Here is a 26,984-nt window from a genome sequence, read left to right on the forward strand (position 1 = left end):
TGTTTTAACAGGTGAAATGGTCCCACGGACGAGGAGCTCATTTTGAAAAAAGGTAAAAAATTCTTTTCATCAATCTACTTTAAGAACGCAATTGTTTTCACCTTAACATTATTGGTGACGTTGGAAATTATTGGGGTCTTTTTTATTAAACAACTCGAACGCTCTAATTTAGTTACTTTTCGGCAACAAATTGGCTTACCAGCCTATGTCTCGGATCAATTAACGCAACAATTAACGGAGAATAGCTCGGCTGAAAATAATGCGGACGTGCATGCAACGTTATCCGGTATTAACAATGTCTTAATTTCAGATATTCAGGTTATTGATACTAAAGGAGTTGTGCGTGGAACGGTTGATATTAATAAGCAAGATTTAGTTGGTCAAAAGACTACTGATGAAAATTTAAGAGATGCAGCCCTCAGTAAAAATTATGTAAAAAATAAAATTGAACAAGTTGATCATACACGGTATCAAATTGTGGTGAAACCCTTAATTGATACCTCTGATGGTGAAAATAAAATTGTGGGAGCAGTGGAGGTCAAAGCAAACTTAGAGAGCGTCTACGATAGTTTGAAGCAGGTGGCTTTAATTTATGCTTCGGCTACGGTTGTAGCTTTGTTCTTAGGCGTGATCATGGCATTTATTATGTCACGGACCCTGACAAAACCCATCATGGATATTAGTGAGCGAACGGTGCGAATTTCGAGTGGCGATTATTCGGGAGTACTGAGTGTCCGAGGGCATGATGAGATTAGTCAGTTGGCTCATAATGTAAATTTACTTTCACGTCGAATTGAAGAAACTACTAGTTCACAAGAGTTAGAACGGCAAAGGCTTGATTCAGTCCTTGAACACATGACTGATGGGGTAATTGCCACAGATCGAAGGGGTTCAATTAATTTAATAAACCCGGCGGCGTTACGTCTATTAGGGATTGATGATGAAAGTAAGGTCTTAGGGAAATATGTGTTGAAACTTTTAAGACTTGACGATCAGTATCAATTGCGTAATTTTTTTGGAAACGTTGATAATCTGTTATTGGATTTTGGTGACGAAGAACATGAATTAACTTTGAAAGTTAATAGTGCCCAGATCCAACGTGAATCTGGCTTTATCTCTGGAATGGTAGTTGTGCTCCATGACGTGACGGAAGAACAACGAATTAATCAAGAACGGCGTCAGTTTGTATCAAACGTTTCGCATGAATTGCGAACGCCGTTAACCTCAGTTAAATCATATATTGATGCACTTCAAGAGGGAGCGATTGAGGATCCAGAATTAACCAATCAGTTCCTAGAGGTGGTACAATCTGAGACCGGTCGAATGATTAATATGATAAATGACCTATTGGAACTTTCAAGAATGGATCGGGGGGTGCGTAATCTTGAATTAGAGTGGGTTAATTTAGGTGCGCTTTTTGAATATATTTTGAATCGTTTTGATATGATCATTGCTTCAAAACAGGCTGGTCAAAAGGACTATCGTATTATTCGAAAAATTGATCCAACACCGGTTTGGGTCGAAGTTGATCCATCTAAGTTTACCCAGGTGATTGATAATATTATGAATAATGCCATTAAATATTCCCCTGATGGTGGTATTATTCTGACACGAATGGAATTAGTTGACCAAAAGGCAGTAATTAGTATTAAGGATCAAGGCTTGGGGATTCCACAAAAAGACGTACAACATGTTTTTGATCGTTTTTTCCGAGTTGATAAGGCTCGTTCACGGGCTCAAGGTGGGACCGGTTTGGGGCTAGCGATTGCGAAAGAAATTGTCGAATCATTTGGTGGTAGAATTTGGGCTGAGTCAAAAGAGGGACAGGGATCTGAATTCAAAATTGCGTTACCATATAGTTTAGAAGCTGATTTGGAAGATGATTGGAGTGACAATGAGGAATAGTATTCGAAAATTATTATCATATATTCCTGAGCGGATTCGTCAAGATTGGCGCTCCATTGTTTTGACCGTTTTGGTTTTGACTAGTTTAATCTTGACTGCTCTAGTAGTTCAACAGGTGGTAACGCAAAATCAAGGGACGAGTCAATCCAATAATGTGAGTCAAAACAACTTAAATATAAATCAACAAATTAACTATAATGTTAACCAATTAGTAACGATTGATGCCGATGGGAAAGCAGAATTAGTAATGGAGAACCGGGCAGATATTAATCAGTTAACGCAACTGGTTAAAAAATGGCAAGTGGGGAAGCCTACGATTGAGAAATACAATCAACGGTCTTTTTCAGAAAAAATATATGCAAAAAATACGATGCTATTAGGTTATGGTAATCCAGTTTCTAAGCAAGTGTTATGGGATACATTTGGAATGCAATTTCAAATTAAAGATACCAATGGAATTAGTTGGGTTCAAATCGCTCAAGATGACCATTTAAAGGGCATCAATTTTATTGACACTAAGCATCGGACCATCTATCATTTTCCACAGATTCAAAGGGACCAGGCTTTGCATCAAATCAAATTATCCAAGAAACGAATTCCGATTCAATTAGGTTATCAGCACAATAATATCGAAATCACACGGTTAGCTCCAACAAAATTATCTCAGCGTTCGTACGTGGTTGCCCATGAGGCAGCGGATGATATCGTTGAACGATTATTTGATGGGAATAATCAAAATCAGCATGCACAGTCCAATCAGCAGATGATTTATACGGATGGACATCAACGGCGATTGGTAAAAAAAGATGTGCAAAAAAAATATGTTTATGATTATTATCCAAGTCTTTTAAAATTAAATAATTTTAATCAGCGTATTGATTATGCGACGAAGCTAATCCATGGTGTTTATGCGGGAGATGATAATCTTGAATATTTGCAAATTAAGGGTGAAGGACACGAATTATATTTTCAACCCTATGTCGATAATTTACCGGTATTTAATTCACAGGGCTTAGGGGCAGTGACGTTTAAACAATATTCGAAGCAACATATTAAATTAACGTTTTCGTCAGATTCTTTGAAGGTGCCCTTGCCGATTGAAGATAATCAGAAAGTTGTCTTACCGGCTTGGACTACAGTGTTGCAAAAATTAAAAAAAGCGGGCCTTGCATCCGCTGATATTACTAATTGGACCATTGGTTACCAGTGGATTGTTCAAGATAATGATTTAGCATTATTAAAACCAGCATGGTTTATTCAGATTAAAAACGGGAAATGGATCACGGTTGATAAATATTTAGAAGGCGGGGCCACGTGATGGACTTAAAAAAGATTTTGACGATTTTTATCTATCTTTTTTTGGGCATTAATGTATTTTTATTACTGCAATTAACGGACGGTAAGCGCAATAATCAAGCACAAATCACACCCAAGACGCTGGTAACAAATATGCGAGATGACAATATTGAATTTGATAATTTGCAAACTGACCAGCTAACCGGTGATTATTTAGGTGGAAATATTAATTTACAGAGTTGGGCTACTAATAGGGTCGATCAGTTAAAACAGGTGGATGTGACGTTTAACGATTCTAAAAATCAGCTCAAAGCACGCTTGAAGCAACCAGTGAGCTTAGCTAAGCAGCCAAAACAACGGCAGAGCCAGTTACAAAAACTAGTGAGTGATTCAAAATATGTTTTAAAAGGAAAACAGTACATTTATGACCAAAAATTAACTGAACAAGCCAATTTAGGTGGGACAGCAACAACGTATGTAGTTTATCAGCAAAAATTAACTAATGATCAGAGTGTTGGAGCAGATGGAAAATTAATTCTAGCAATAAATCATGCGGGGGACTTAGTTAGTTATATCCAGACGTATGTGAATCAAGTTCAAAAATTGCGAGATCCCGCGGCGTTGATTTCAGAACAAATGGCTGTGGCCACGTTGTATCAATATAACGAGATTCCAAATAATACTAAAATTTTGTGGACAAAATTAGGTTATAGTTCTTTGATGCACGTTAGTGATAATGTAGTGTTAGTTCCGACTTGGTTGGTGCAAATTAAAAATGGAAAAGACTATAATTTATTAAGAGTGAACGCCTTGGATGGGAAATTAATGGATCAAGGTCGATGATGAAGAGAAGAAGGTTGGTTTAAGATGGCAGATGATTTTAAGGTCTCAATGTTAGCTTCAGGTAGTGCAGGTAATGTGACCTATATCGAAACGCCTCAACATAAGGTTTTAGTTGATGCAGGCTTAAGTGGTAAGAAAATTGATGAATTGATGAAATCAATTGGAAAGTCATTACAGGACGTTGATAAATTATTTATCACGCATGAACATACCGATCATTTAAAAGGTGTTGGGGTTTTAGCCCGAAAGTATGGTATGGATTTATATGCTAATGATAAAACTTGGGCGGCGATTGATGGCAAAATTGGTAAAGTAGATACGGCACAAAAGCACGTTTTTCAACGAGATAGTACTCAATTATTTGGAGATTTGGATGTTGAAAGCTATGCGGTTTCACATGATGCCGCGGATCCACAATTTTATGCTTTTCATCATGATAATAAGACGTTTGCTATGTTAACAGATACGGGCTATGTGAATGCTAAAATAGCTAGTGTTTTCAAGAATGCAGATGCCATTTTAATGGAAGCCAATCACGATATTGAAATGTTGCGATATGGTTCTTATGCATGGAGCTTGAAGCAACGGATTTTAGGTGACGAAGGCCATTTATCAAATGTGGATGGGGCTGAGAATTTAAGCAAAATGATTGGTCGTAACACTAAGCAAATTTATCTCGGTCATTTGAGTCAAGAGAACAATCAAGTACCACTCGCGCATTTAACAGTGGAACAAATCTTGCAAGAACATGATTTTGATGTCACAAATGATTTTAAATTATTGGATACCAGCCCAGACTGGGCCACTCCATTAACTGAAATTTAAAATTTACATTTAAGCAGTCATTAAGTTAATTCAATTAAAATATGAAATAAAAAGACATTAATGAGGTAGAGAGGATGAAATTTAATCGGAAACAAACCAAATATTTTTCAGTACCTTGGTTGATTGTTGTTTTAGCACTCATTGCCGGATTAGGTGGTGGGGTCGTAGGTGCGTTGCTTGTACAAAAATTTTCAAATGAGATTCCCGCGGCAATTGGAGGGACTAGTAAGTCTGTCAAGGTAAACGACACGAAAGTGAAGGGTACTAGCGCGGCAACCAAGGCCTTCCAACAAACTGCTCCGGCGGTCGTTTCGGTTATTAATTTGCAACAGCAACAATCATCGGGGTGGAGTTTATTTGAAACCACAAGCCAAAGTGATGATTTAAAAAAGGCTTCTGAAGGTTCAGGAGTTATTTATAAATCATCCGGTCAATCAGCGTTTATCGTTACTAATAATCATGTGGTCGCTGGTTCAAAAGCCTTACAAGTACTGCTAAGTGATGGGACGAAATTGAACGCTACTCTTGTTGGAACGGACAAAGTATCGGACTTGGCGGTGCTAAAAGTGAAGAACGACAAAATTAAGCAAGTGGCTGAGTTTGCTAATTCGAATGAAATTCAAACTGGTGAATCAGTTTTAGCGATTGGTTCGCCCTTAGGATCTGATTATGCAACATCGGTGACAGAAGGGATTATTTCGGCAACTAAGCGAGAAGTTGAATCTGCTGATGACGATGGAAATTCATTAGGTAAAGCTACCGTCATTCAGACCGATGCAGCTATTAATCCAGGTAATTCTGGTGGAGCGCTGATTAATTTAAGTGGGCAAGTAATTGGAATTAATTCAATGAAATTAACCAATTCAAGCAGTGGAACCAGTGTCGAAGGAATGGGCTTCTCAATTCCGTCAAATACCGTCGTTAATATCATTAATCAATTGGAAAAAGATGGAAAAGTCGTTCGACCAGCTTTGGGCATTAAGATGATTGATCTGTCTAGAATTTCAATTGCCGACCAAGAAGATGTTTTGAAATTGTCTAATGAGCATCGAAATGGCGTGGTAATTACGAATGTAACCGGTGGTACACCGGCTGAACGCGCAGGTTTAAAAAAATATGATGTGATTACTAAAGCGGATGGGGAAGAATTGAGTGACACTGGTGATTTACGTGGTATTTTGAACGCTCATAAAGTCGGCGATACGATCAATCTAACTTATTTCCGTGAAGGACATGAAAATACGACGGAAATTAAGTTAACGGCAAAAGCGGCCGATAATAGTTAAATAATGGATTTTTAAGGCCGGTATCCAGATTGACGCGAAGCGGTCTATACCTGAAATGTAAGCGCATTAATTAAAAGTTTTTTTTTAGTTAAAATTGGTGTACAATATAATTGTCCATTAGAAATAATGGATTTCATTACTCCCCAAAGTACATGAAAAATTAGAATCGGTTTTCTGAATTAGATTCTTTTTAAAATTATGGTTATCTTTGATAGCTATAACAAAAACACGGTCGCGTCCCCCCTCTTGCGATCGTGTTTTTTGTTATTTAAAATTTAAGTCAAACGTATACTGTCCGACTAGGTCGTCCCCTTGATATAAAGTGTATCTGGCCCAGATTATGCCCTGGTCTAAATGAATGATAGTTTGATCAGTCTGAACAGTCATATTAATAACACCTAAAGGGGTGTGATAATGAGTGACGGTTGGAATAGTTGGATTAAGCGTTAGTTGTAATTTGCTTTGTCCGTTACGGGTAATCATTAAAGTGTGATCTGGATTGATTTTAACCGTAACCGGCGTTTTGACAGGCGCCGTTTCGGTAAAACGTAAATAAGTATGGTCATTGATAACAGATAAAGTTCCTGGCTCATCAAAGGTGAAAACTTCAGTAGTATCAGCTTGTTGAATAGTGTTAGTGAGCATGATTGTAATTTTTTGCAGCATGTTAATTCCTCTGGCGACTGGCCCTTGATAATTGATCATCTTTTATTTAGGTATTATACAGATAATTTACGTTATAATTAAGACAATATACGAAAAGGATGTGAAGAAAGTGCGAGAAAAAGTTTTTCGGGATCCAGTGCATAATTTTATTCACGTTAATGATCCTTTAATTTTGGAATTGATAGATACCAGAGAGTTTCAAAGGTTACGTCGAATTAAACAATTAGGAGTTGCCAATACAGTTTTTCACACGGCCGAACATTCTCGGTTTAGTCACTCGTTAGGCGTCTATGAGGTTGCTCGGCAGATTGCCAATCATTTAGAACGCTTTCCAAGCCAAAAACTTGGTGATGGTGGCTGGAAAGTAGCCGAACGACAGGTTTTGTTAGCGGCAGCATTATTGCATGACTTGGGACATGGACCCTATTCACATACTTTTGAAAGTATTTTTAAAACCGATCATGAAAAATTTACTCAAGATATTATTTTAAGTAAAAATACAGAAGTTCATCAGGTTTTGGCAAAATTTGATGAACAATTGCCAGAAAAAGTGGCGAGTGTGATTGCAAAAACATATCCCAATAAACAAGTCGTTGCATTAATTTCTTCGCAGATTGATGCTGATCGCATGGATTATTTATTGCGAGATGCCTATTATTCAGGTGCCACCTATGGCACATTTGATTTAGCACGCATAATTCATTTAATGCGCCCGGTTGAAGATGGAATTGCGTTTGAGCAGAAGGGCATGGCAACGGTGGAAGATTATATTGTCTCGCGCTATCAAATGTATGAACAAGTGTATTTTCATCCAGTTGCCCGAGGAATTGAGGTTATTTTGACGCACTTATTAAAGCGCTCGATAGAATTATTCCAAGAACAAAAACAACAACACTTGAAAATTGAACACTTTGTTACACCGGATTTAAAACCACTGTTTGAATACAATGTATCTATTGAACAATATTTGGATTTAGATGATGCTTCAATTTTAGAAAATATTAATTTATGGCGACATTCAAGTGATAAAGTATTAGCTGAATTATCGATGCGTTTCTTAGATCGTAAGCCACTTAAATCAATTGAAATTAGGCCTGAGACGCGGCAATATTTAGCTAAATTACGTCCCTTAATTGAGGATGCTGGATTTAATATCAAGTATTATACGGCAGAAAATGATAGCTTTGACACTGCTTATGATCTTTATCACCCGACAGCGAAGCATGCAAAAACTCAAATTGAAATGTTACAACCTGATGGGTCTTTGGCTGAGCTGTCGACTCAGAGTCCCTTAGTTCAAGCCTTGACCGGTCGCAGTTATGGTAATGCTCGCTACTTTTTCCCAGCTGAGATGTTAATGGAGCAAACGACGGGTGATTTAATGGCACCTGTTTATCAAGAATTTCAACGATATGTTCATAATGGGGCTTTGACTGAAATTGAGAATGAAATTTTAGATTAGTCATTGAATAATTTAAGAAAATAAAGTAATATTAATTGTTAGTAAACCCTTGAAAGGATGTGCGTGATTTGGCATTATCAAAATTTGACAATCAGAAAAAATCAGAGCTTTCGATGATTGAAGTGGCACGTGAAATATTACATGAGCGTCATGAGACTGTTGATTTCTATGATTTATTGAAACAAGTATCAGAATTTATTGGGCAGAGTGCCGATGAACTCGCAATTCGAACACCTCAGTTTTATACAGATTTAAATATTGATGGATCTTTTATTTCTTTGGGTGATAATATGTGGGGACTTCGTTCATGGTATCCTTTTGATTCAATTAACGAAGAAATTCATTTGGATCTTGAAGAAGAAGCCGCAACGAAGAAGAAAAAGAAGGCTACCAAAAAAGCCGCCGCGTTGCTTGATACTGATGATGACGACGTTGTTGGTTGGGATGATGATCCTGAAGAAGATGACTTTGAAGAAGAGCCAACTCCAGCTGATGAAACTGAATCAACGGATGATGAAGTTGAAGTCGAAGCAGACGAAGATGAAGACGATGATGTTGCTGAAAAGGACGAATTTGAAGTTTCAAATGGAATCGGTGATGATATTGCTGGCATTGGGAAAGATGTTGACGACGACTATGGTTCAGGCGATATTGAAAAGTAATATTAGTTTTTGACTTTTACGTAATTATTGCGTATAATAAAGTCCCGGGCTCTTGTTTGTTTACAAGGACGGTTAAATTAACTATCAGACTCCCACTGCTAACTTAGCAATGGGAGTTTTATTTTATTTTAACGAGTAAAATCCCCAACACACGAATTAAGAACGTAACAATTAGGGTTAAACGGAGGGAATTATGGCGACGAAATATATCTTTGTTACTGGTGGTGTGGTTTCATCATTAGGAAAAGGAATTGTAGCAGCATCATTAGGACGCTTATTGAAAAATCGCGGTTTTAAAATTGCGGTGCAAAAATTTGATCCATATATCAATATTGATCCTGGAACCATGTCACCGTACCAACACGGTGAAACCTTCGTAACAGAAGATGGCCTGGAAACGGATTTGGATTTAGGTCATTACGAACGATTTATTGATATTAATTTAAACAAATATTCAAACATTACTTCAGGACGAATTTATTCTGAAGTTTTGGAAAAGGAACGGAATGGTGACTATGACGGGGCCACTGTCCAAGTCATTCCGCATATTACCAATGCTTTGAAAGAAAAAATGATGCGTGCCGCCGAAACAACGGACGCCGATATTGTAATTACTGAAGTAGGTGGAACGGTTGGTGATATTGAATCACTTCCATTCGTGGAAGCTTTGCGACAAATGAAGCGAGAAGTGGGTGCTGAAAACGTTTTCTATATTCATACATCTTTGATTCCGTTTTTACGAGCAGCTGGCGAAATGAAAACTAAGCCAACTCAACATTCAGTTGCCGAGTTGCGTTCATTAGGAATTCAGCCTGATATGTTAGTAGTTCGAACTGAGAATCCTATTTCTCAAGAAATGCGTGAAAAATTGGCATTATTCACTGACGTAGCGCCTGAAGCAGTCATTGAATCATTGGACGTTGATGTTTTATATGAGATTGTTAATAATATGCAAGCTCAAGGTATGGATGATGTTGTGTTAAATCATCTTGGGCTACAAGCAGCACCGGCTGACTTAACTAATTGGACGACAATGATTGATAATATTAAAAATCTATCAAATCATATCAAAATCACTTTGGTGGGAAAATATGCTGATTTGCAAGATGCATATATTTCTGTCAATGAAGCATTGCGAGCTGGTGGTTATGCTGTTGATACTGAGGTCGAGATTAACGCCTTAAATTCTGAAAAAATTACGGCTGATAATGTGACTGAGCTTTTGAGTGATTCAGATGGAATTATGGTTCCTGGTGGTTTTGGACCGCGGGGAACGGAAGGTAAAATTTTAGCGATTCAATATGCACGTGAAAATAATGTGCCATTCTTGGGCGTTTGTTTAGGAATGCAACTAGCAACAGTTGAGTTTGCGCGTCATGTACTTGGACATCCCCAAGCTAATTCTATTGAACTTGATGAAAATACTGATACACCGGTGATTGCTTTAATGGACAATCAAAAAGAAGTTACTAAGCGTGGTGGGACCTTGCGTTTGGGATTGTACCCGGCAGCACTTAAGGAAGGTACTCAGACGCGAGCGATTTATGGAACGGATGAAGTGCAACAACGGCATCGGCATCGATTTGAATTTAATACGCAATATCGGACTGAATTCGAAGCCGCAGGAATGGTTTTTGCCGGAGTTTCACCTGATGATCGTTTGATGGAAATTATTGAATTGCCAAGTAATGATTTCTTCATCGCAGCACAATACCATCCAGAATTTATCTCACGACCTAATCGACCAGAACCACTTTATGCAGCCTTTGTAAAAGCTGCGTTAGCTCACCATTAATTCGATCAATTTTTAAAGCAAGAAGCGTTGTGATTTAAAACATCGCCTCTTGCTTTTTTATGAATTTTTTCAAGTTAATAAGGTATGGGTCATTAGTAGTAATCTATCAGTAAATCAAAAGATTATTTAATATAAATTGAATTATATATAATACTGTTGATATGAATGAATAATAAATGAAAAAAGGTTTTAATGTTACTTTTTAAGTTACAGGTTGTTACTATTGTAATTATATTGTAAAATAAGAGTCAGTAATGAAAAATAATAAATTTAAAATCATGGACCTTAAAACTAAGGTAATGTTTAAAACTTACTTGGTCTGATAATTAGCCAGTCATGAATTTAATCAAACCATCAACATGGTTAAGGATTATCGCGTGTACTTTAACTAGTTCAATAAAAATTAAAATAAATCCATTTAACTGATGTAGCAGTCACTTAAATGTCTTGAGGTTTTGGAATGAAGAAATTAATTATTCACGGCGGACGCCGATTAAGTGGAGAAGTAACCATTGGTGGAGCAAAGAATTCAACGGTTGCTTTGATTCCGGCATCAATTTTGGCAGACTCAGTTGTTAATTTTGATAGTGTACCGGATATTTTGGATGTTTATAACCTTCAAATTATTATGCGCTCAATGAATGTTCAATCAAGTTTTGCTAATGGAGAACTAATGATTGACCCAACGGCAATTGAAGAAGCAGAACTCCCTTCAACAGCAATTAAGAGTCTTCGGGCTTCTTATTACTTCATGGGTTCTTTATTAGGACGTTTTGGACGTGCCGTTGTGACGTTCCCAGGTGGTGATAATATTGGTCCACGTCCAATTGACCAACACGTTAAGGGATTTGAAGCATTAGGGGCTGAAGTTGAATACGACGATGATACAGTACGTATTACTGCACCCAATGGATTGCATGGGACACGTATTTATATGGATATGGTTTCCGTGGGAGCGACGGTCAACACGATTTTGGCAGCTGTTAAGGCAGAGGGAACGACCATCCTAGAGAACGCTGCTAAAGAACCTGAAATTATTGATTTAGCGACTTTCTTAAATAATATGGGAGCTAAAATTCGTGGAGCTGGAACGGATACAATCCGTATTGTTGGTGTTGAAAAGTTGATCTCAAACAACGTTCACACAGTGATCCCTGATCGGATCGAAGCGGGAACCTATTTGTCCATGGCAGCGGCGCAGGGCGATGGAGTCTTAGTAAAGAATATTATTCCAGAACACTTGGAGGCTTTCATTGCTAAAATGATTGAAGCTGGTGTGAAATTGGATGTCCATGAAGATAGTATTTATGTTCCGAAGACAGACCATTTTAATGCGATTAAAATTAAAACGACACCTTTCCCGGGATTTGCGACTGATCTGCAACAACCCATTACACCTTTATTGACCCTAGCGGATAAAGAAAGTGTAATCACTGAAGAAATTTATCCAGAACGGACACGGCATATTCCAGAGTTGAATAAATTAGGGATGGATATTGATAATCTTTCTCATGGGTTAATTGCAATTCGACCTAGCACTCAGTTGATGGGAAATAGTGTTTCGGCGGCCGAGATTAGAGCAGGGGCATCACTAGTCATCGGTGGTTTGATGGCGGATGGTCAAACGGTAATTAAAAATTCTGAGCACATTCTGCGCGGATATGACCGTTTGATTCAAAAAATAACGCAATTAAATGGTGATATTCGGATTGAAGAGTCAGATGAACCAATGCATTAATCATAAATTTTAAAAAAAGAGGTCGTTTCTTTGGAAACGATCTCTTTTATACTATGTAACAATGATGCATCGAAATGAGCATGCTTATTTACTTGCGATTTAGCCAGTCATGATTAAAACACCTTGTAATTTGTGATTATAAAGGGTAAACTAAATAGGTTGTAAAAAATGCCTTGCCAAAGGTCAATTCGTTATTAAGTCACCGGATTGTGACCAGGTTGACTCTTTGTTCAAAGCATTTTCATTTAGTACGCGATACGAGATTTATCGCAATTGGAGGAAGATTTTGAAGTTTTCAGAATTAGGTCTCACAAAAGACCTACTTACAGCCATTGAAAAACATGGCTATGTCGAGGCAACACCAATTCAAGCCGAAACAATTCCCTTAACGCTAGCCGGTAAGGATGTCATCGGTCAAGCTCAAACCGGAACTGGTAAAACAGCTGCGTTTGGGTTGCCTATTTTAGAGATGATTGATAGTAGTCGTCAAGTTCAAGCTTTGGTAGTTTCACCAACGCGTGAATTAGCGATTCAAACGCAAGAAGAATTATTTAAATTAGGACGCGACAAGCGTGTCCGCGTGCAAGCTGTCTTTGGTGGAGCTGATATTCGCCGCCAAATTGATGGTTTGAAGCGGGGAGTCGACATCGTTGTTGGAACTCCTGGTCGCTTAATTGACCATATCCGTCGTGGAACCATTGACCTTTCACATGTCCGGACTTTAGTTTTGGATGAAGCTGATGAAATGTTAAATATGGGATTCTTGGAAGATATTGAATCAATTTTGAAGGCTGTGCCAAGTGAACGACAAACTTTGTTGTTCTCAGCAACGATGCCACCGGCAATCAAGCGGATTGGTGTTCAGTTCATGACGGAACCTGAACACATTCAAGTAGCTGCTAAAGAATTGACAACGGACTTAGTTGATCAATACTATGTTCGAGTACGCGAGCCGGAAAAGTTTGATACTTTGACTAATATTTTGGCTGTGCAACAACCAAAATTAGCAATTTTGTTTGGTCGGACAAAGCGCCGAGTTGATGAATTAACTCGTGGCCTAGAATTACGCGGCTTTAAAGCTTCAGGAATTCACGGTGACCTAACGCAACAAAAGCGTACCCAAGTTTTGAAGTCTTTCAAAGCTGGTGAGATTCAAATCTTAGTGGCAACCGACGTTGCTGCACGTGGATTAGATGTTTCTGGTGTAACGCACGTTTATAACTTTGATATTCCACAAGAATCAGAATCATACGTTCACCGAATTGGTCGGACAGGACGTGCTGGGTCTCACGGAACTTCAGTTACGTTTGTTACTAATTCTGAATTAGATTACTTAAAGGACATTGAGAAGCTTACTAAGAAGCGGATGTTGGCCTTGAAGCCTTACTCACATGAAGAAGCTGTGGCTGCTCGAATGAAGACTGCAGTCCAAGATGTGGATGCTGTGGTCAAAACGGTTGATGCAAACTTAGTTTCAGAAGAAGTTGATGAGCTATTAGAAAAGTATGATATTCGTACTTTGGCTGCAGCTGCATTGGCTGCTTCAGCTAATATCGCTGAAATTGATGCTGAATTTGATTTGACCCGTGAACGTCCATTGCCAAACAAACGCTTTGGTCGTGGTGGATCACGTGGTGGTGGATCACGCGGTAACTACCGTGGTGGCAATCGTCGTTCTGGTAGTGGTGGTGGATCACGCGGTGGTCGTCGTGAAGAAAATGGTAACCGTGGTGGTGGTCATGATTCAGAACGTCGTAAGTCATATGACCGTGGTTCACGGACTGGATCAGGAGACCGTTCACAACGTGGTTCACGCCCAGTTGGACGTCGTAAGTTTGTAATTCGCGAGAATGATAAATAAACTTTTAATTAACTAATAACAGAGGCTCAACTATTTCAATGTGTTACATTGATGGTAGGGCTTTTTTTGTGGAATAATTGAGAATTTAAATAAGGGCTGATTAGCAAATTCTAGCCGAATCTTCCGTTGAAAATATGATAAAATTGAGTAATTAAATCCGATTAATAGCGTTGATCAATTTCAATTGATTCGATGACGCTAAGATGATCAATAAGGGGAAATTTCATGATATTTGGTAATGGGATTGATATTCAAGAAATATCGGCAGTAGAAGAATTAGCATTGAGACAGCCAAACTTTATTCAAAAAATTTTAACACCCACTGAAATAGATTTGTATGCGGATAAGTCGGGAAAGCACCAGGCAGAATTTTTAGCAGGACGCTATGCTGCTAAAGAGGCATACAGCAAAGCTCTTGGGACGGGATTAGGCGCTGAGGTGAACTGGCAACAGTTAGAAGTTTTAAATGATGAACATGGTAAGCCATATTTTAAAATGCACCCCCGGCACAATGATTTAATTGTGCACCTTTCGATTTCGCATTCCGGTAATCTAGTTAAAACGGAAGTATTACTTGAAAATTTCCCAAATACAGAAATCCCGATCAGTACCCATCGTTCGGCATGGATTGAAGTTTCCCAGGCGGCGGTGGCCCATAATATTAAGATGGTCAAAGAAATTAGTGGCGCCAAACGCTTTATGGCCATTTTAAAGGCGAATGCTTATGGACATGGAATGCCACAAATGGTTGAAGCTGCGCGGAATGGAGGAGCTGATGCTTTTGGAGTAGCGACTTTAGATGAAGCAATTTGGTTACGTCATTTTGGAGTTCAAGAACCAGTTCTTGTTTTAGGAATTATCGAACCCGAACAAGTTCAGTTAGCTCGACAACATCAAATTATTGTTCCAGTGGCTAATTTAGCATGGCTAAACGCTGCACAGAAGTGGTTACCAGACGAAGTAGGTGGTAGCCCATTACTGATAGCATTAGCAGTAGATACAGGTATGACTCGAATCGGAATTAGAACGGCAGTCGAATTAGATCAGACTTTGAAAACCATTAATGCCGATCAACGATTGAAGTTGCATAGTATCGGAATGCATTTTGCAACTGCTGATACTAAGAATGAGGCATATTTTGAAAAGCAATTAGCACGTTGGCATGTTCTAACCGATGATCTCGATTTGCCAGAAGGGATTTGGCGCCATTTAGCAAACTCCGGGACAGCTTTGTGGCACTCCAATCCTTCGACTGATGTTATACGGATTGGTGCAGCAATGTATGGTTTCGATTCTTCACAAGGCAACTTAGCCCATCGTGATTTAAAACCCGTTTTGAGCTTAAAAGCTAAATTAGTACAAGTTAAACAAGTGGAAGCCGGTATTTCGGTTTCATATGGAGCGACATATACAACTAAAGATAAAACATGGATAGGGACAGTTCCATTAGGGTATGCCGATGGGTATTTACGTAAGCTTCAAGGGGCTACGCTCTCTTACCAGATGGGCGTCATGTGGAAGTGATCGGACGGATTGCGATGGATCAGTTAATGGTGGCATTACCCCAAGAAATGCCGGTTGGGACGGTGATTACATTAATTGGATCAGCAGGCGATCAGCATGTGACGTTAGAAGACTTAGCTGATCGTTTGGGCACCATTCCGTATGAAGTTGCGACGAGTTTATCTGTGCGCTTGCCCCGGTATTTAGTTGATTAATTAATAAATGAGGGATAAAATGCAGGAGAATAAGCAGAAAATCAAAGAAATTCGTTGGGGTGAAATTTGGTACGCTAATTTGGAAAATGGCCGCATTGGTTCTGAGCAAGGTGGCATTCGACCGGTTTTAATTGTGCAAAATAATGTGGGGAATTTATATGCCCCAACTACGATTGTTATCCCGATTTCGACTAAGAAAATTAAAAAAAGTCTTCCAACACATGTGAAATTAGCGGCCGAATTAACAGGAACGGGCATTAATCGAAATTCGACCTTGTTGATAGAACAAATTCGGGTCGTTGATAAAAAAAGATTGCAGGATCGTTTAGGCAGGTTAGCCGAGCCTCAAATGGCTGCGGTACGTACTGCGTTAGCAGTTAGTTTAGGCTTTGATTAAACATATATTATTATTAAAAATTTATAACGGACGAGAGCGTCTAGAAGGTAGGAAAATATGACTGAGCAAAAAGTATTATTAACTGGAGACCGGCCAACTGGTAAATTACACATAGGACACTATGTGGGTTCGCTTAAAAATCGGGTGGCAATGCAAAATTCAGGCGAATATAATCCGTATATTATGATTGCTGACAAGCAGGCCTTTACAGATAATGCTCGTGATCCACAGAAAATTCATAATTCTTTATTGGAAGTGGCATTAGATTATTTAGCTGTGGGGATTGATCCACAAAAAACCACGATCTTTGTCCAATCTGCGATTCCAGAACTGTCTGAATTAACGGAATATTTTTTAAACTTAGTTTCTATTGCACGCCTACAACGGAATCCAACTGTTAAAACGGAAATTCAACAAAAAGGGTTTGGTGAATCAATTCCGGCAGGTTTCTTTATTTATCCTGTATCACAAGCTGCCGACATTGCGCTCTTTAAGGGTGAAGTGGTACCAGTAGGTGATGATCAGGAACCAATGTTGGAGCAAACCCGTGAATTAATTCGAACTTTTAATCGAACCTACGATGTTGATATTCTAAAAGAACCGCAAGGAATTTTTCCGCCAAAGGGGCAGGGAAGGATTCCGGGACTAGATGGTGTGAAGATGTCTAAGTCTTTAGGGAATGCTATTTACTTGAGCGATTCTCAAGATGAATTATGGAATAAAATTAAGTCAATGTATACTGATCCAACCCATGTTAAAGTGGATGATCCAGGTCATGTTGAAGGGAATATGGTCTTTACTTATCTTGATATTTTTGATCCTGATACTAGTAAGGTAGCAGAGTTGAAGGCACAATATCAACAGGGCGGATTAGGCGATATGAAATTAAAAAAATATCTATTTGAAGTTTTAGATGCTGAACTAACACCAATTCGGGAACGCCGGGCTGAATTTGCGGCAGATCGCGAAGCGGTCCTAGCTATGCTGGCAGAAGGATCAAAACGAGCGCGCCAGACAGCACAGACCACAATGCATGAAATTCGTGAAGCAATGGGGATTGAATACTGGAATTAAATTTAATTTGAGGTAATAACATGGGTTATTTAGCAATTGTAGATTTAGGTTCAAACTCAACCCGTTTTGTAATTGAAAAATTACAGGCGGATGGGACTTTTCAAGAGATTGAGCGCATTAAAAGAGACACTCGTTTGGCTGAAGGCATGGAACAAAACGGCGGACGATTAACAGAAGTTGCGATGCAGAGAGTTTTCGATGCGGTCGCCGAATTTCAAGCAATTGTGCAGACTTATCAAGATTTAGAAATCATCGGGATAGCTACTGCCGCCGTTCGCGAGGCCAAAAATCAGGCACAATTTGTCAAACGGTTACAAGAAAATTACCAATTTGAAATTCGGGTCCTGACCGGTGATCAAGAGGCGTACTATGATTATTTAGGAGCGATGTCTGCCTTGAATCATATTAACAATGCTTGGCTTCTGGATACTGGCGGGGCTAGTATTGAATTAGTTGGGATTGAGGATCGAATGGCCGTTAATTTCATTAGTTTACCCTTTGGGGCAGTTAATTTAGCGGAACGGTTTAATCTTAATGGTCCCGAATCCATTGATGGCGTGGCTCTCACTGAGGCTGAGCAATATATAGATCAGGAATATGATGTTTTACCTTGGCTAGAATGTGATCAACAACCCATTATTTTACTAGGGGGGGCTAATCGGACCTTAGCACGTTTAGATCGGATGAGACAAGGTTATGAAGATTATGGAAGTTTTCACGGCTATCAGATGGCAGTTGATCAAGTGCAAACGATCTTTGATGATTTACGTAAAATGAATCATCAGGAACGCGCCGCCATATTGGGGGCGGAAGCGAATCGAGCTGACATTATTATCAGTGGTTTGTTACCACTAATGCAGCTTGTCGAAGTCACAGGGACGACGAAAGTGATTTTTTCATCATCAGGGGTTCGTGAAGGAATTTTGCAAGAGTATCGACTGGAGCATGACACAATAATTAGCAACCTATAATTGAACACAAAAAGGTAACTTGGAAAAGTTGCCTTTTTGATTAAAAATAAATTAAAAAATCGAAGCAAAAATGAGATCAAACTATTGAAAGCGATTACAAAGGATGCTATAATATAGATATTCCAAAGAAAGGTGGTAAAGAATTTGGAAGAATCTAAAACTTCAACTGAATCGACTTTAACTAAACCATTCTTACACAGGAGCATATCACAGTAATGAATTAGGATATAGCGTATCATTTAAAGATAAACATCAGGCCATGAGTAGGTCAACCTAATGTCATTAGCAATCAGATTTATTACCAAACATCATAGTCATACAGCTTTACGCCTAGAATGATGTAAGTATATGTTTTCGATAATAAACTGCTCCGGATATGACTTAATTATTTTTGATTAAGATGTGTCAGTGTGGGACTTGTTGAAGTAGATTTGGTTTAGGTAATATCAACGACAGGTGTTTAGGACTGCAGCCTAGACCTTTGGTATTATCAAATGACAATTGAATATAGGGTGGTAAATAGTCCTTCCTTGAAAATATCAATCACGTATTTTCTAAAGTGGCACGCGGGTCAATGTACCGGCGTGTTTTTAATTGCAAAAAAAAGCTGAATACTTCTAGTATTCAGCTTTTTTTGTTATTTGACTAGCATTGTATACCCGGGATTAATCGACTTCCGGGAGATTTGTATTAATGCGGGCCATATAGTTAGGCACAAAATCAGCAATGAAGCTTGGGCGGACAACCCAATTATGTTCGGCTAATTCTTGAGCAATGGCACTATGCGCGTACACTGCTGCTTCAGTGGCACGGCGTGGTTCGGCGAATTGCCCTACAAAACCAGCAATCAGACCTGCAAGAGTGTCGCCCATGCCACCAGTAGCTTGATATGGGCCACCCAGTAATAACTCCATTTGACGATTTTCGCTTAATATTACTGTGTGGTGCTTTTTAAGAACTAATACATCGATATTTAATGTTTTTCGTTGTAAATCATTTAATTCCATCGAGTCTTGGTATGGAATCATGACACTTGATAACTGAGCCCATTCACCTTGATGAGGTGTTGCGATAGTAAAGACGTTTGTTGGAATCATAACATGTTTATCTGCAATGATCCCAAGCGCGCTGGCATCTAGTATCAAAGTTTGATTTTCCCGCATCGCGCGCATAGTTGATCGGAGTAACTCAATTGCATCTTCAGAGTTGCCCAGTCCTGGTCCGATTAAGACAACGGAACTTTTGCGAACCTGTTCTAAAACAGTGCCATGATTATCCCAGTCGAGTGCCATAGCTTCGGGATTGCGAATATGCAAAGGGGTGATGTTGGTATTGTGTGTTGCCACAGTGACTAAGCCTGCACCCGAACTGACGGCTGCGGAAGCAGCCATCAAAATGGCACCACCAAATTGTTCATTTCCACCAATTAAAAGAATATTTCCAAAATTGGTTTTATTAGTTGTGACCGGTCGTTTTTGGATGACCTCATGTAAAATATCAGCTTTAAGTTCAGTGACCATTGCCAAAAACCTCTCAAATCGTAAGGATGATAAACTATTCTTTAATTTTAGCACATAATATTTAAGTCTTAACGAATTAAATTTTGAGATTTTAAAAATGGGCACAATTATGTCCAAATTTGGTGTCTTTTGTGGTATCCGATGTGGTGTTAAAGTAGTTGTTGGTGTGTTACAATTGATCATATTAATAGTGACTGATTATGGGGTTAGCACGGCTTGGATACAAGTTATCAACCCGTAAGTATCAATTGTCACCAACTAAAAAATAATGATAAAAGGGTGAATTAAAAAATGGCAAATCCAGTAAGACAAATGATAGAAAGTGATCGGGGAACGCTCCGCCATTTAAAACACATTGCAACTAAAGTTGATTCATATTCCAGTGCAATGGAGGCGTTAAGTGATGAAGAATTACAAGCTAAGACGCCATATTTTCGTGAATTATTAGCAAATGGTAAAAGTTTGGATGAAATTTTACCAGAAGCATTTGCTGTTGTACGGGAGGGGGCCCGCCGGATTTTAGGTTTGTATCCATTTATCGTGCAAATCATGGGTTCTATTGCGTTGCACCAAGGAAACATTGCTGAAATGAAAACTGGTGAAGGTAAGACCTTAACAGCTACAATGGCTGTTTATTTAAATGCACTCCCACAAAAAGGGGTACATGTTGTGACAGTTAATGAATATCTTTCACAACGTGATGGAACCGAAATGGGAGAACTTTATCAATGGTTAGGTCTAACGGTTGGAATTAATTTAGCTGATCAATCCGCTGATGAAAAACGGGCAGCCTATCAAGCGGATATTACGTATTCAACCAATTCTGAAATCGGGTTTGATTATTTGCGCGATAACATGGTTTCGCGGCGTGAAGATCGGGTCCAACGGCTATTGAATTTTGCGTTGGTTGATGAAACCGATTCGATTTTGATCGATGAGGCACGAACTCCTTTGATCATCTCAGGAGCGCCAGCCCAAGAGTCAACTCAGTTATATGTTCGAGCTGATCGATTTGTTAAATCCTTAATTCGAGATGTTGATTTTGAAGTTGACTTGGAAGCTAAGGCAGTCTTACTTCATGATGAGGGGATTACTAAGGCTGAACGTTATTTCAATTTGCCAAACTTGTATGGTTCAGACAATATCGCATTGACGCACCATATAGATCAAGCGCTTCGTGCCAATTACACGATGGAAAATAATAAAGATTATGTCGTGCGAAATGGCGAAGTCATGTTGGTCGATGCCTTTTCTGGACGTATTCAAGATGGGCGCCGTTTCTCAGACGGACTACATCAGGCACTAGAGGCTAAAGAGCAGGTACAAATTCAAGAGGATAATCGTGCGATGGCGTCGATTACTTATCAAAATTTATTCCGTCGCTATAAAAAGCTTTCTGGAATGACGGGAACAGCCAAGACTGAAGCTGAAGAATTCCGCGAAATTTATAATATGGAAATTGTCAGCATTCCGACTAATCGACCAAATGCCCGAGTAGATGAGCCTGATTTACTTTATCCTAATTTACAAGCGAAATTTAAAGCGGTGATTGAATTAGTACAAAAGCTTCATGCTAAAGGACAACCGATCTTGATTGGTACGGTTGCGGTGGAAACATCTGAATTATTAGCGCAGTTATTAAATCGTCTAAATGTACCGCATAATGTTTTGAATGCTAAAAATCACGCTAAAGAAGCCGAAATTATTGCAAATGCTGGACAACGTGGTGCTGTGACAATTGCTACAAATATGGCTGGACGTGGAACAGATATCAAGTTGGGTCCTGGTGTGGCTGATCTAGGTGGTTTAGCTGTCATTGGTACTGAGCGACATGAATCGCGGCGTATTGATAATCAGTTACGAGGACGTTCTGGCCGGCAAGGTGATCAAGGTTATTCGCAATTCTTTCTTTCTTTGGAAGATGATTTGATGCTCCGCTTTGGTGGGGAAAAAATTAAAGCGATGATGGATCGAATGAACTTGGAAGACGAAGACGCCGTGATTCGAAACCGTTTGATTACACGTTCAGTTGAGTCAGCACAAAAACGGGTTGAAGGAAATAATTATGATGCTCGAAAGAACGTTTTACAGTATGATGACGTCATGTCACAACAGCGAGAAGTATTCTATCGTGATCGAAATGCCGTGATTGATGCTGATAAATCACTGGAAGCAGTGTTATTACCCATGGTAGAACGAACTATTAATCGAGTAGTAGATGCTAATACGATGGGTACTACTAAAGAATGGGATCTAGATGTCATTGCGCAATTTATGCGAGCGGTTTTGATGCCGGAAGAAATGGTCCATGTTGAGCAATTAGAGAATAAGACCAAAGATGAACTGAAAGAATACTTGAATAATCAAGCTTTGACGGTTTATGCGGATAAAGTTAGTGCCCTGAGAGATGAGGAACAATTATTGCAATTTACGCGAGTTGTCATTTTACGGGTCTTAGATGAACAATGGACTGATCACATGGAAGCGATGAACCAACTGCGCGATTCCATTCAATTACGTGGGTATGGTCAATTAAATCCATTAATTGAGTATCAAAATGAAGGCTTCGCTATGTTTGAGGAAATGATCTCAAGTATTGAATATGAGGTTACCCGACTCTTTATGAAGGCGGAAATCCGGCAAAACTTAACCGTTTAGTGAGCATTGTTTGAAAGAACCATTAAACGAAAGAAGACTGATGAAATTAAATAAGGGGGTTGGAACATTTAGTGTCCCAACCCCCTTATTGATCAAATTAGAAGGGAATTTAGGAATGGAATTAGTTGAAATTCGGCATGAACTGGAAGTCATTAAAATAGAAGTTACCAATCTCGGTGAAAATCTAGATTTAGACGCCTTAAATGATCAAATTGCGGCCAACGAAGATCTGATGGGGCAGCCAGATTTTTGGAATGATAATGTGGCGGCCCAGGCTTTAATTGATGAAAACAACGATGTGAAACAGCGACGAGATAATTATCTCCAGTTGCAAAACGGGATTGAATCAGTGGAAACTTCACTTGAATTATTAAGTGAAGTTGCTGATCCAGAAATGGAAACGGAGCTGGAAGTTGAGTTTCAAGCATTACAAAGTCAACTAGAGCAATACCGTTTAGAACAACTACTCAACGAGCCGTATGATGCTAATAATGCGATCTTAGAAATTCATCCGGGCTCAGGGGGAACTGAGTCTGCTGATTGGGGGGCAAACTTGCAAAGGATGTATACCCGCTGGGCTGAGAAGCATCGTTTCCATGTGGAAATCTTAGACTATCATCCGGGGGATGTGGCAGGAATTGATTCGGTGACATTAAAGATTTCGGGGCATAACGCTTTTGGCTATTTACGGTCTGAACGTGGAGTTCATCGATTTGTACGAATTTCCCCTTTTGATTCTGCTGGACGGCGTCACACTTCTTTTGTGTCGGTCGATATTATGCCAGAATTGGATGAATCGATTGAAATTGATATTAATCCAGCTGATGTTAAAATGGATGTTTATCGGGCGTCGGGGGCTGGTGGTCAACATATTAATAAAACCTCTTCAGCGGTTCGTTTGACCCACTTGCCCACGGGAATTGTTGTTGCATCACAACAGCAGCGTTCCCAATTTCAGAATAAAGATACAGCTTATGGTATGTTGAAAGCCAAACTTTATCAATTGGAGATGGACAAAAAAGAAGCTGAACGCGCTGAAATATCAGGTGATCACTTGGATAATGGCTGGGGATCACAGATTCGGTCGTATGTTTTTCAGCCATATCGGATGGTCAAAGATCATCGGACTAATTATGAAAATGGAAATCCACAGGGTGTGATGGACGGAAATTTGGATGGGTTTATGAATGCATATTTACAGTGGAAACTAGGTTTATTAAACCCAGAATAATAAAAAAAGCTTACCAGTTTGGTAAGCTTTTTTTATTTACATAGCTCGAACAATTAGTAGCCCATCTCATGATAAGTTGCTTCATCAAAGACGACATCAATTTCACCAATATATTCACGTGGTTCAGCTTTGACAAAATTATGCTTGAAAGCATATAATCCATCAGAATTATCTGCCTCGCCGATTCCACCCATATCATAAGCCGCCAAATGTTCATCAAGGGCCCATTGAATCATGGCTGTCTGGACAGCATAAGGGGCATAATAAGTATTTCCATCCACAGATCCGGCGTACATATACCAGATTCTATTACCATAGTTAAAGCCAATCCCAGTTGATAATAATTCACCTTCGCGTTCAGCTAAATAAATTCGCATTACGTCACTGTCACCAAATGAAGCGAGGAGTCGTTCAAAATAGCTTTTTGGGCGGTATGAAATACCATGACGTTTAGCCATTTCAGAATATGAGGTGAAAAAGGCATCTAATTCAGAATCTGTGTTTCCAAATCGGACGGTAACCCCATCGCGAATTGGCCGCTTGAGTTTACTTTTTACTTTTGATGGATAGAGGTCAAAGGTTTCTTTAGCATCAGGCCATTCTGTTAAGTCAATTACCATATTTCGACGTGGTTGAATGGTACCGTGCATGCCTAATGCATCAACATTACGGTTCCGTGTAACAAAGCCATGGACTTGTAAAGTATCATTCAATTCTTGTGAAAAGTCGACTTCAGGGTCAAAGCGAAGAAGATAGACATTATCGTTTTTTAAAGCTTTTTTGGCCTCTTCAACCAGTTCTAGTAGCATTTCAGTATTATTAATATCTACAACTGGTCCTTTGGAAGCATACGCAAACTTTTTACCATTTGAAACCGTGCTCAAAAGCATGGACATAGCAGCTGTGATCGCTCCGGTTGCATCGGTTAAATAGACATAACGTGGTTCCCAATTATTTTTAACATGTGACCAGCGAAGATCTTGGGTAATTCTTCCAAATTCTGAATTTTGAATAAAATTTTGGTATTTTTCAACTGCAACACTATCATTTAAATCTAAAACTGGCATGATAATCTCTTTTCTTTTGTATTTTATAGTAATTAATTTTAGCATAATATCAATATTAAATTGGAAATATGTCTTAATTTGTAAAGAGTTTGGTCAGAGTTGATTAGGTAGATTTAATATAATTTTTGGGGCAGAGGGGACATTGTAACCGTTTTTTCGATCTGGATCTAACGGATGTAAAGTAAGTAATCCTAGGGTTTAGCCGACGGATAGCGTATAATAAGATTATGGAAAAAATAAACTCAAATCAAAATGCCCGTGTTAAAGCATGGGCCAAGTTACAAACGAAAAAAGGACGTCAAGCTAGTCAAACTTATTTGTTAGATGGTTGGCACCTGGTTCAAGAGGCGATTCACGCTGATGGGAAGATTCGGGCGATTATTGCGACCGAAAGTCAGTATGAATTACATCAAGAAGAACTTCCCCTTGGGGTTCCCGTTTTTGTAATTTACGACGATATTGCTAAAAAACTATCAGATTTAGTAACTCCGCAAGGAATTTTTGCTGAAGTTTCCTTACCAAACTTTAATCGCGCACCAAAGTATATTCATGAAGGAGCATGGCTATTCTTGGATGCGATTCAAGATCCAGGAAACGTCGGTACAATGATCCGAACGGCAGATGCAGCTGGATTTACAGGAGTCGTCTTTGGTCAAGGATCTGTTGATCCTTATTCACCTAAGGCCGTTCGAGCTATGCAGGGATCACAATTCCACTTGCAGCTAGCAAATGGTGATTTACACGAATGGATTCCTGAATTTGTTCGGAATGATTTCCAAGTATATGGAACGCAATTAAATCCAGAAGCAGCAAATATCTTCGAAACGATCCCAGCACAAAACTTTGCGCTGGTGATGGGGAATGAAGGTCAGGGTATGGCTGATGATTTGGCAGATATGACAAGTAAAAACTTATATATTCCACTGAGTGGTCATGCTGAATCTTTGAATGTAGGGGTTGCAGCTGGGGTAGCGATGTTTACCCTGAAGCATTAATTTTAAAATGATTTAATAGAAGTTAATTTGAGCTAGTGGATGGTCTAAGATGACAATGTTATATTTTTAACATTGCTAACGAGGAGGCAAAGCGTGCAAAAAGATGCCTGGCAGAGTGATCGCGCTTATCGCGATATTGTCGATGATTTATTACAGCAGCCAGCCGTACAAGAGTTGGCAAATTATACACAACATCATCATTCGGATCGTTTAACGCATTCGATTATGGTCTCATATTGGAGCTATCGTTTAGGACTTCGGTTGGGTTTGAATGCTACGGCGTTGGCCCGGGCTGGGATCTTACATGATTTGTTTTATTATGATTGGCGTGAAACTAAATTTGAACTTGGAACGCATGCTTTTATTCATCCGCGGGTAAGTCTGCGAAATGCTGAAAAAATAACGCCCCTATCAAATATGGAAAAAGATATCATTTTGAAACATATGTGGGGTTCCACATGGGCAATGCCTCATTATTGGGAGAGTCTTTTACTTAATTTGGTGGATGATGAAACTGCAGTGATGGATTTCTTTAATCCGGTTGTGGATCGTTTTAAAGCCTTGAAAACTTTACATTGGATTAAACGTGAATTGTAATAACTTAAAAACGTGAGTGCATTAAGGAGGAGAATCATAATGGCATCAGCTGAAACTAAAACAGCGGCTAGTATTTGTCCAAAGTTTATTGCCACTTTTGAAATATTAGGTCGTAAATGGAACGGCTTAATTGTTGAGGTGCTCCTTATTGATGGACCCAAACGCTTTAAAGACTTGGCTGTGGCGATTGAAACATGTTCCGACCGCGTGTTAGTCGAACGTCTGAAGGAACTTGAAGAAGCCCAGATTATTGAAAGAATCCCTGTATCGGAATCAACGCGCCATGCTTATCAGTTAACTGAACGGGGTGAGGCAATGCGTCCAATGATGTCAGCGATTCATACTTGGGCTGACCAGTACAATTAGTTTTCGACTATAGTATTGAGCAAATTAAATTAATTTTAGATGAAACGAATT

23 protein-coding genes are annotated in these 26,984 nt (G+C 39.1%); 20 read left to right on the forward strand and 3 right to left on the reverse strand.

The genetic code is table 11. The features are described from left to right. The first annotated feature begins 42 nt into the window (after nucleotides 1–42). The 5 genes from walK (at nucleotide 43) to G7084_RS02310 (ending at nucleotide 6,155) form a co-directional block, all read left to right on the forward strand. Nucleotides 43–1,905, forward strand: coding sequence for a cell wall metabolism sensor histidine kinase WalK (gene walK, locus G7084_RS02290; RefSeq protein ID WP_166009686.1), 1,863 nt, complete (start codon nucleotides 43–45; stop codon nucleotides 1,903–1,905). Next, the gene (yycH, locus tag G7084_RS02295; protein WP_166009688.1) at nucleotides 1,895–3,223 is read left to right on the forward strand and encodes a two-component system activity regulator YycH; all 1,329 of its coding nucleotides are present in this window, start codon (nucleotides 1,895–1,897) and stop codon (nucleotides 3,221–3,223) included. The genes walK and yycH overlap by 11 nt, the downstream gene beginning before the upstream one ends. Beyond that, nucleotides 3,223–4,044, forward strand: a complete 822-nt coding sequence (locus tag G7084_RS02300; RefSeq protein ID WP_166009690.1) for a two-component system regulatory protein YycI — start codon at nucleotides 3,223–3,225, stop codon at nucleotides 4,042–4,044. Before yycH ends, G7084_RS02300 begins: the two co-directional genes overlap by 1 nt. 24 nt (nucleotides 4,045–4,068) lie before the next feature. Beyond that, complete coding sequence (locus G7084_RS02305) at nucleotides 4,069–4,869, forward strand: MBL fold metallo-hydrolase (protein WP_166009692.1); 801 nt, start codon at nucleotides 4,069–4,071, stop codon at nucleotides 4,867–4,869. A 74-nt stretch (nucleotides 4,870–4,943) separates the two neighbouring features. After that, entirely contained in the window at nucleotides 4,944–6,155 is a 1,212-nt protein-coding gene (locus G7084_RS02310; RefSeq protein WP_166009694.1) for a S1C family serine protease, read from the forward strand. Nucleotides 6,156–6,419: 264 nt separating this feature from the next. On the opposite strand, the gene G7084_RS02315 is transcribed toward G7084_RS02310, so the two are convergent. Further along, entirely contained in the window at nucleotides 6,420–6,821 is a 402-nt protein-coding gene (locus G7084_RS02315) for a YwiB family protein (RefSeq protein ID WP_166009696.1), read from the reverse strand. A 100-nt stretch (nucleotides 6,822–6,921) separates the two neighbouring features. Between G7084_RS02315 and G7084_RS02320 the strand changes: the two genes are divergently transcribed. From G7084_RS02320 to G7084_RS02360, 10 genes are all read left to right on the forward strand, one after another. Further along, nucleotides 6,922–8,283, forward strand: a complete 1,362-nt coding sequence (locus G7084_RS02320; RefSeq protein ID WP_281346938.1) for an HD domain-containing protein — start codon at nucleotides 6,922–6,924, stop codon at nucleotides 8,281–8,283. A gap of 68 nt (nucleotides 8,284–8,351) precedes the next feature. Continuing rightward, entirely contained in the window at nucleotides 8,352–8,945 is a 594-nt protein-coding gene (gene rpoE / locus G7084_RS02325; protein ID WP_166009700.1) for a DNA-directed RNA polymerase subunit delta, read from the forward strand. Nucleotides 8,946–9,138: 193 nt separating this feature from the next. After that, complete coding sequence (pyrG, locus tag G7084_RS02330; RefSeq protein ID WP_166009702.1) at nucleotides 9,139–10,740, forward strand: CTP synthase; 1,602 nt, start codon at nucleotides 9,139–9,141, stop codon at nucleotides 10,738–10,740. Nucleotides 10,741–11,200: 460 nt separating this feature from the next. Further along, complete coding sequence (locus G7084_RS02335) at nucleotides 11,201–12,478, forward strand: UDP-N-acetylglucosamine 1-carboxyvinyltransferase (protein WP_166009704.1); 1,278 nt, start codon at nucleotides 11,201–11,203, stop codon at nucleotides 12,476–12,478. A 286-nt stretch (nucleotides 12,479–12,764) separates the two neighbouring features. Then, nucleotides 12,765–14,339 (forward strand): degradosome RNA helicase CshA, encoded by a 1,575-nt coding sequence (gene cshA, locus G7084_RS02340; protein WP_166009706.1) that lies wholly within the window; start codon nucleotides 12,765–12,767, stop codon nucleotides 14,337–14,339. 225 nt (nucleotides 14,340–14,564) lie between these two features. Continuing rightward, nucleotides 14,565–15,863: an alanine racemase gene (alr, locus tag G7084_RS02345; RefSeq protein WP_281346939.1), complete on the forward strand. Its 1,299-nt coding sequence runs from the start codon at nucleotides 14,565–14,567 to the stop codon at nucleotides 15,861–15,863. A 14-nt stretch (nucleotides 15,864–15,877) separates the two neighbouring features. Next, nucleotides 15,878–16,057 carry an alanine racemase C-terminal domain-containing protein gene (locus G7084_RS08340; protein ID WP_281346940.1) on the forward strand — a complete coding sequence of 60 codons (180 nt, stop codon included), beginning with the start codon at nucleotides 15,878–15,880 and terminating at the stop codon, nucleotides 16,055–16,057. Nucleotides 16,058–16,076: 19 nt separating this feature from the next. Continuing rightward, entirely contained in the window at nucleotides 16,077–16,454 is a 378-nt protein-coding gene (locus tag G7084_RS02350; RefSeq protein WP_166009708.1) for a type II toxin-antitoxin system PemK/MazF family toxin, read from the forward strand. 57 nt (nucleotides 16,455–16,511) lie between these two features. Continuing rightward, on the forward strand, nucleotides 16,512–17,528 hold the full coding sequence (trpS, locus tag G7084_RS02355) for a tryptophan--tRNA ligase (RefSeq protein ID WP_166009709.1): 1,017 nt from the start codon (nucleotides 16,512–16,514) through the stop codon (nucleotides 17,526–17,528). 20 nt (nucleotides 17,529–17,548) lie between these two features. Further along, a complete protein-coding gene (locus tag G7084_RS02360; protein WP_166009711.1) occupies nucleotides 17,549–18,499 on the forward strand; it encodes a Ppx/GppA phosphatase family protein in 951 nt (316 codons plus the stop codon). A gap of 665 nt (nucleotides 18,500–19,164) precedes the next feature. On the opposite strand, the gene G7084_RS02365 is transcribed toward G7084_RS02360, so the two are convergent. Then, entirely contained in the window at nucleotides 19,165–20,019 is an 855-nt protein-coding gene (locus tag G7084_RS02365) for an NAD(P)H-hydrate dehydratase (RefSeq protein WP_166009713.1), read from the reverse strand. A gap of 291 nt (nucleotides 20,020–20,310) precedes the next feature. On the opposite strand from G7084_RS02365, the gene secA reads away from it, so the two are divergent. Next, nucleotides 20,311–22,677: a preprotein translocase subunit SecA gene (gene secA / locus G7084_RS02370; RefSeq protein ID WP_166009715.1), complete on the forward strand. Its 2,367-nt coding sequence runs from the start codon at nucleotides 20,311–20,313 to the stop codon at nucleotides 22,675–22,677. 115 nt (nucleotides 22,678–22,792) lie between these two features. Further along, a complete protein-coding gene (prfB, locus tag G7084_RS02375) occupies nucleotides 22,793–23,908 on the forward strand; it encodes a peptide chain release factor 2 (protein WP_166011668.1) in 1,116 nt (371 codons plus the stop codon). A 53-nt stretch (nucleotides 23,909–23,961) separates the two neighbouring features. Here the strand turns inward: prfB and femX are convergent, their stop codons facing one another. Next, the gene (gene femX, locus G7084_RS02380; protein WP_166009717.1) at nucleotides 23,962–24,975 is read right to left on the reverse strand and encodes a UDP-N-acetylmuramoylpentapeptide-lysine N(6)-alanyltransferase; all 1,014 of its coding nucleotides are present in this window, start codon (nucleotides 24,973–24,975) and stop codon (nucleotides 23,962–23,964) included. Nucleotides 24,976–25,202: 227 nt separating this feature from the next. Between femX and G7084_RS02385 the strand changes: the two genes are divergently transcribed. The 3 genes from G7084_RS02385 (at nucleotide 25,203) to G7084_RS02395 (ending at nucleotide 26,933) form a co-directional block, all read left to right on the forward strand. Continuing rightward, complete coding sequence (locus G7084_RS02385) at nucleotides 25,203–25,970, forward strand: TrmH family RNA methyltransferase (RefSeq protein WP_166009719.1); 768 nt, start codon at nucleotides 25,203–25,205, stop codon at nucleotides 25,968–25,970. 93 nt (nucleotides 25,971–26,063) lie between these two features. Then, on the forward strand, nucleotides 26,064–26,567 hold the full coding sequence (locus G7084_RS02390; RefSeq protein WP_166009721.1) for an HD domain-containing protein: 504 nt from the start codon (nucleotides 26,064–26,066) through the stop codon (nucleotides 26,565–26,567). Nucleotides 26,568–26,606: 39 nt separating this feature from the next. Then, on the forward strand, nucleotides 26,607–26,933 hold the full coding sequence (locus tag G7084_RS02395; RefSeq protein ID WP_166009723.1) for a winged helix-turn-helix transcriptional regulator: 327 nt from the start codon (nucleotides 26,607–26,609) through the stop codon (nucleotides 26,931–26,933). Nucleotides 26,934–26,984: the final 51 nt, after the last annotated feature.

It is taken from the genome of Weissella coleopterorum (genome assembly GCF_011304355.1).
In the GTDB taxonomy this organism is placed as follows: Bacteria; Bacillota; Bacilli; order Lactobacillales; family Lactobacillaceae; genus Weissella; species Weissella coleopterorum.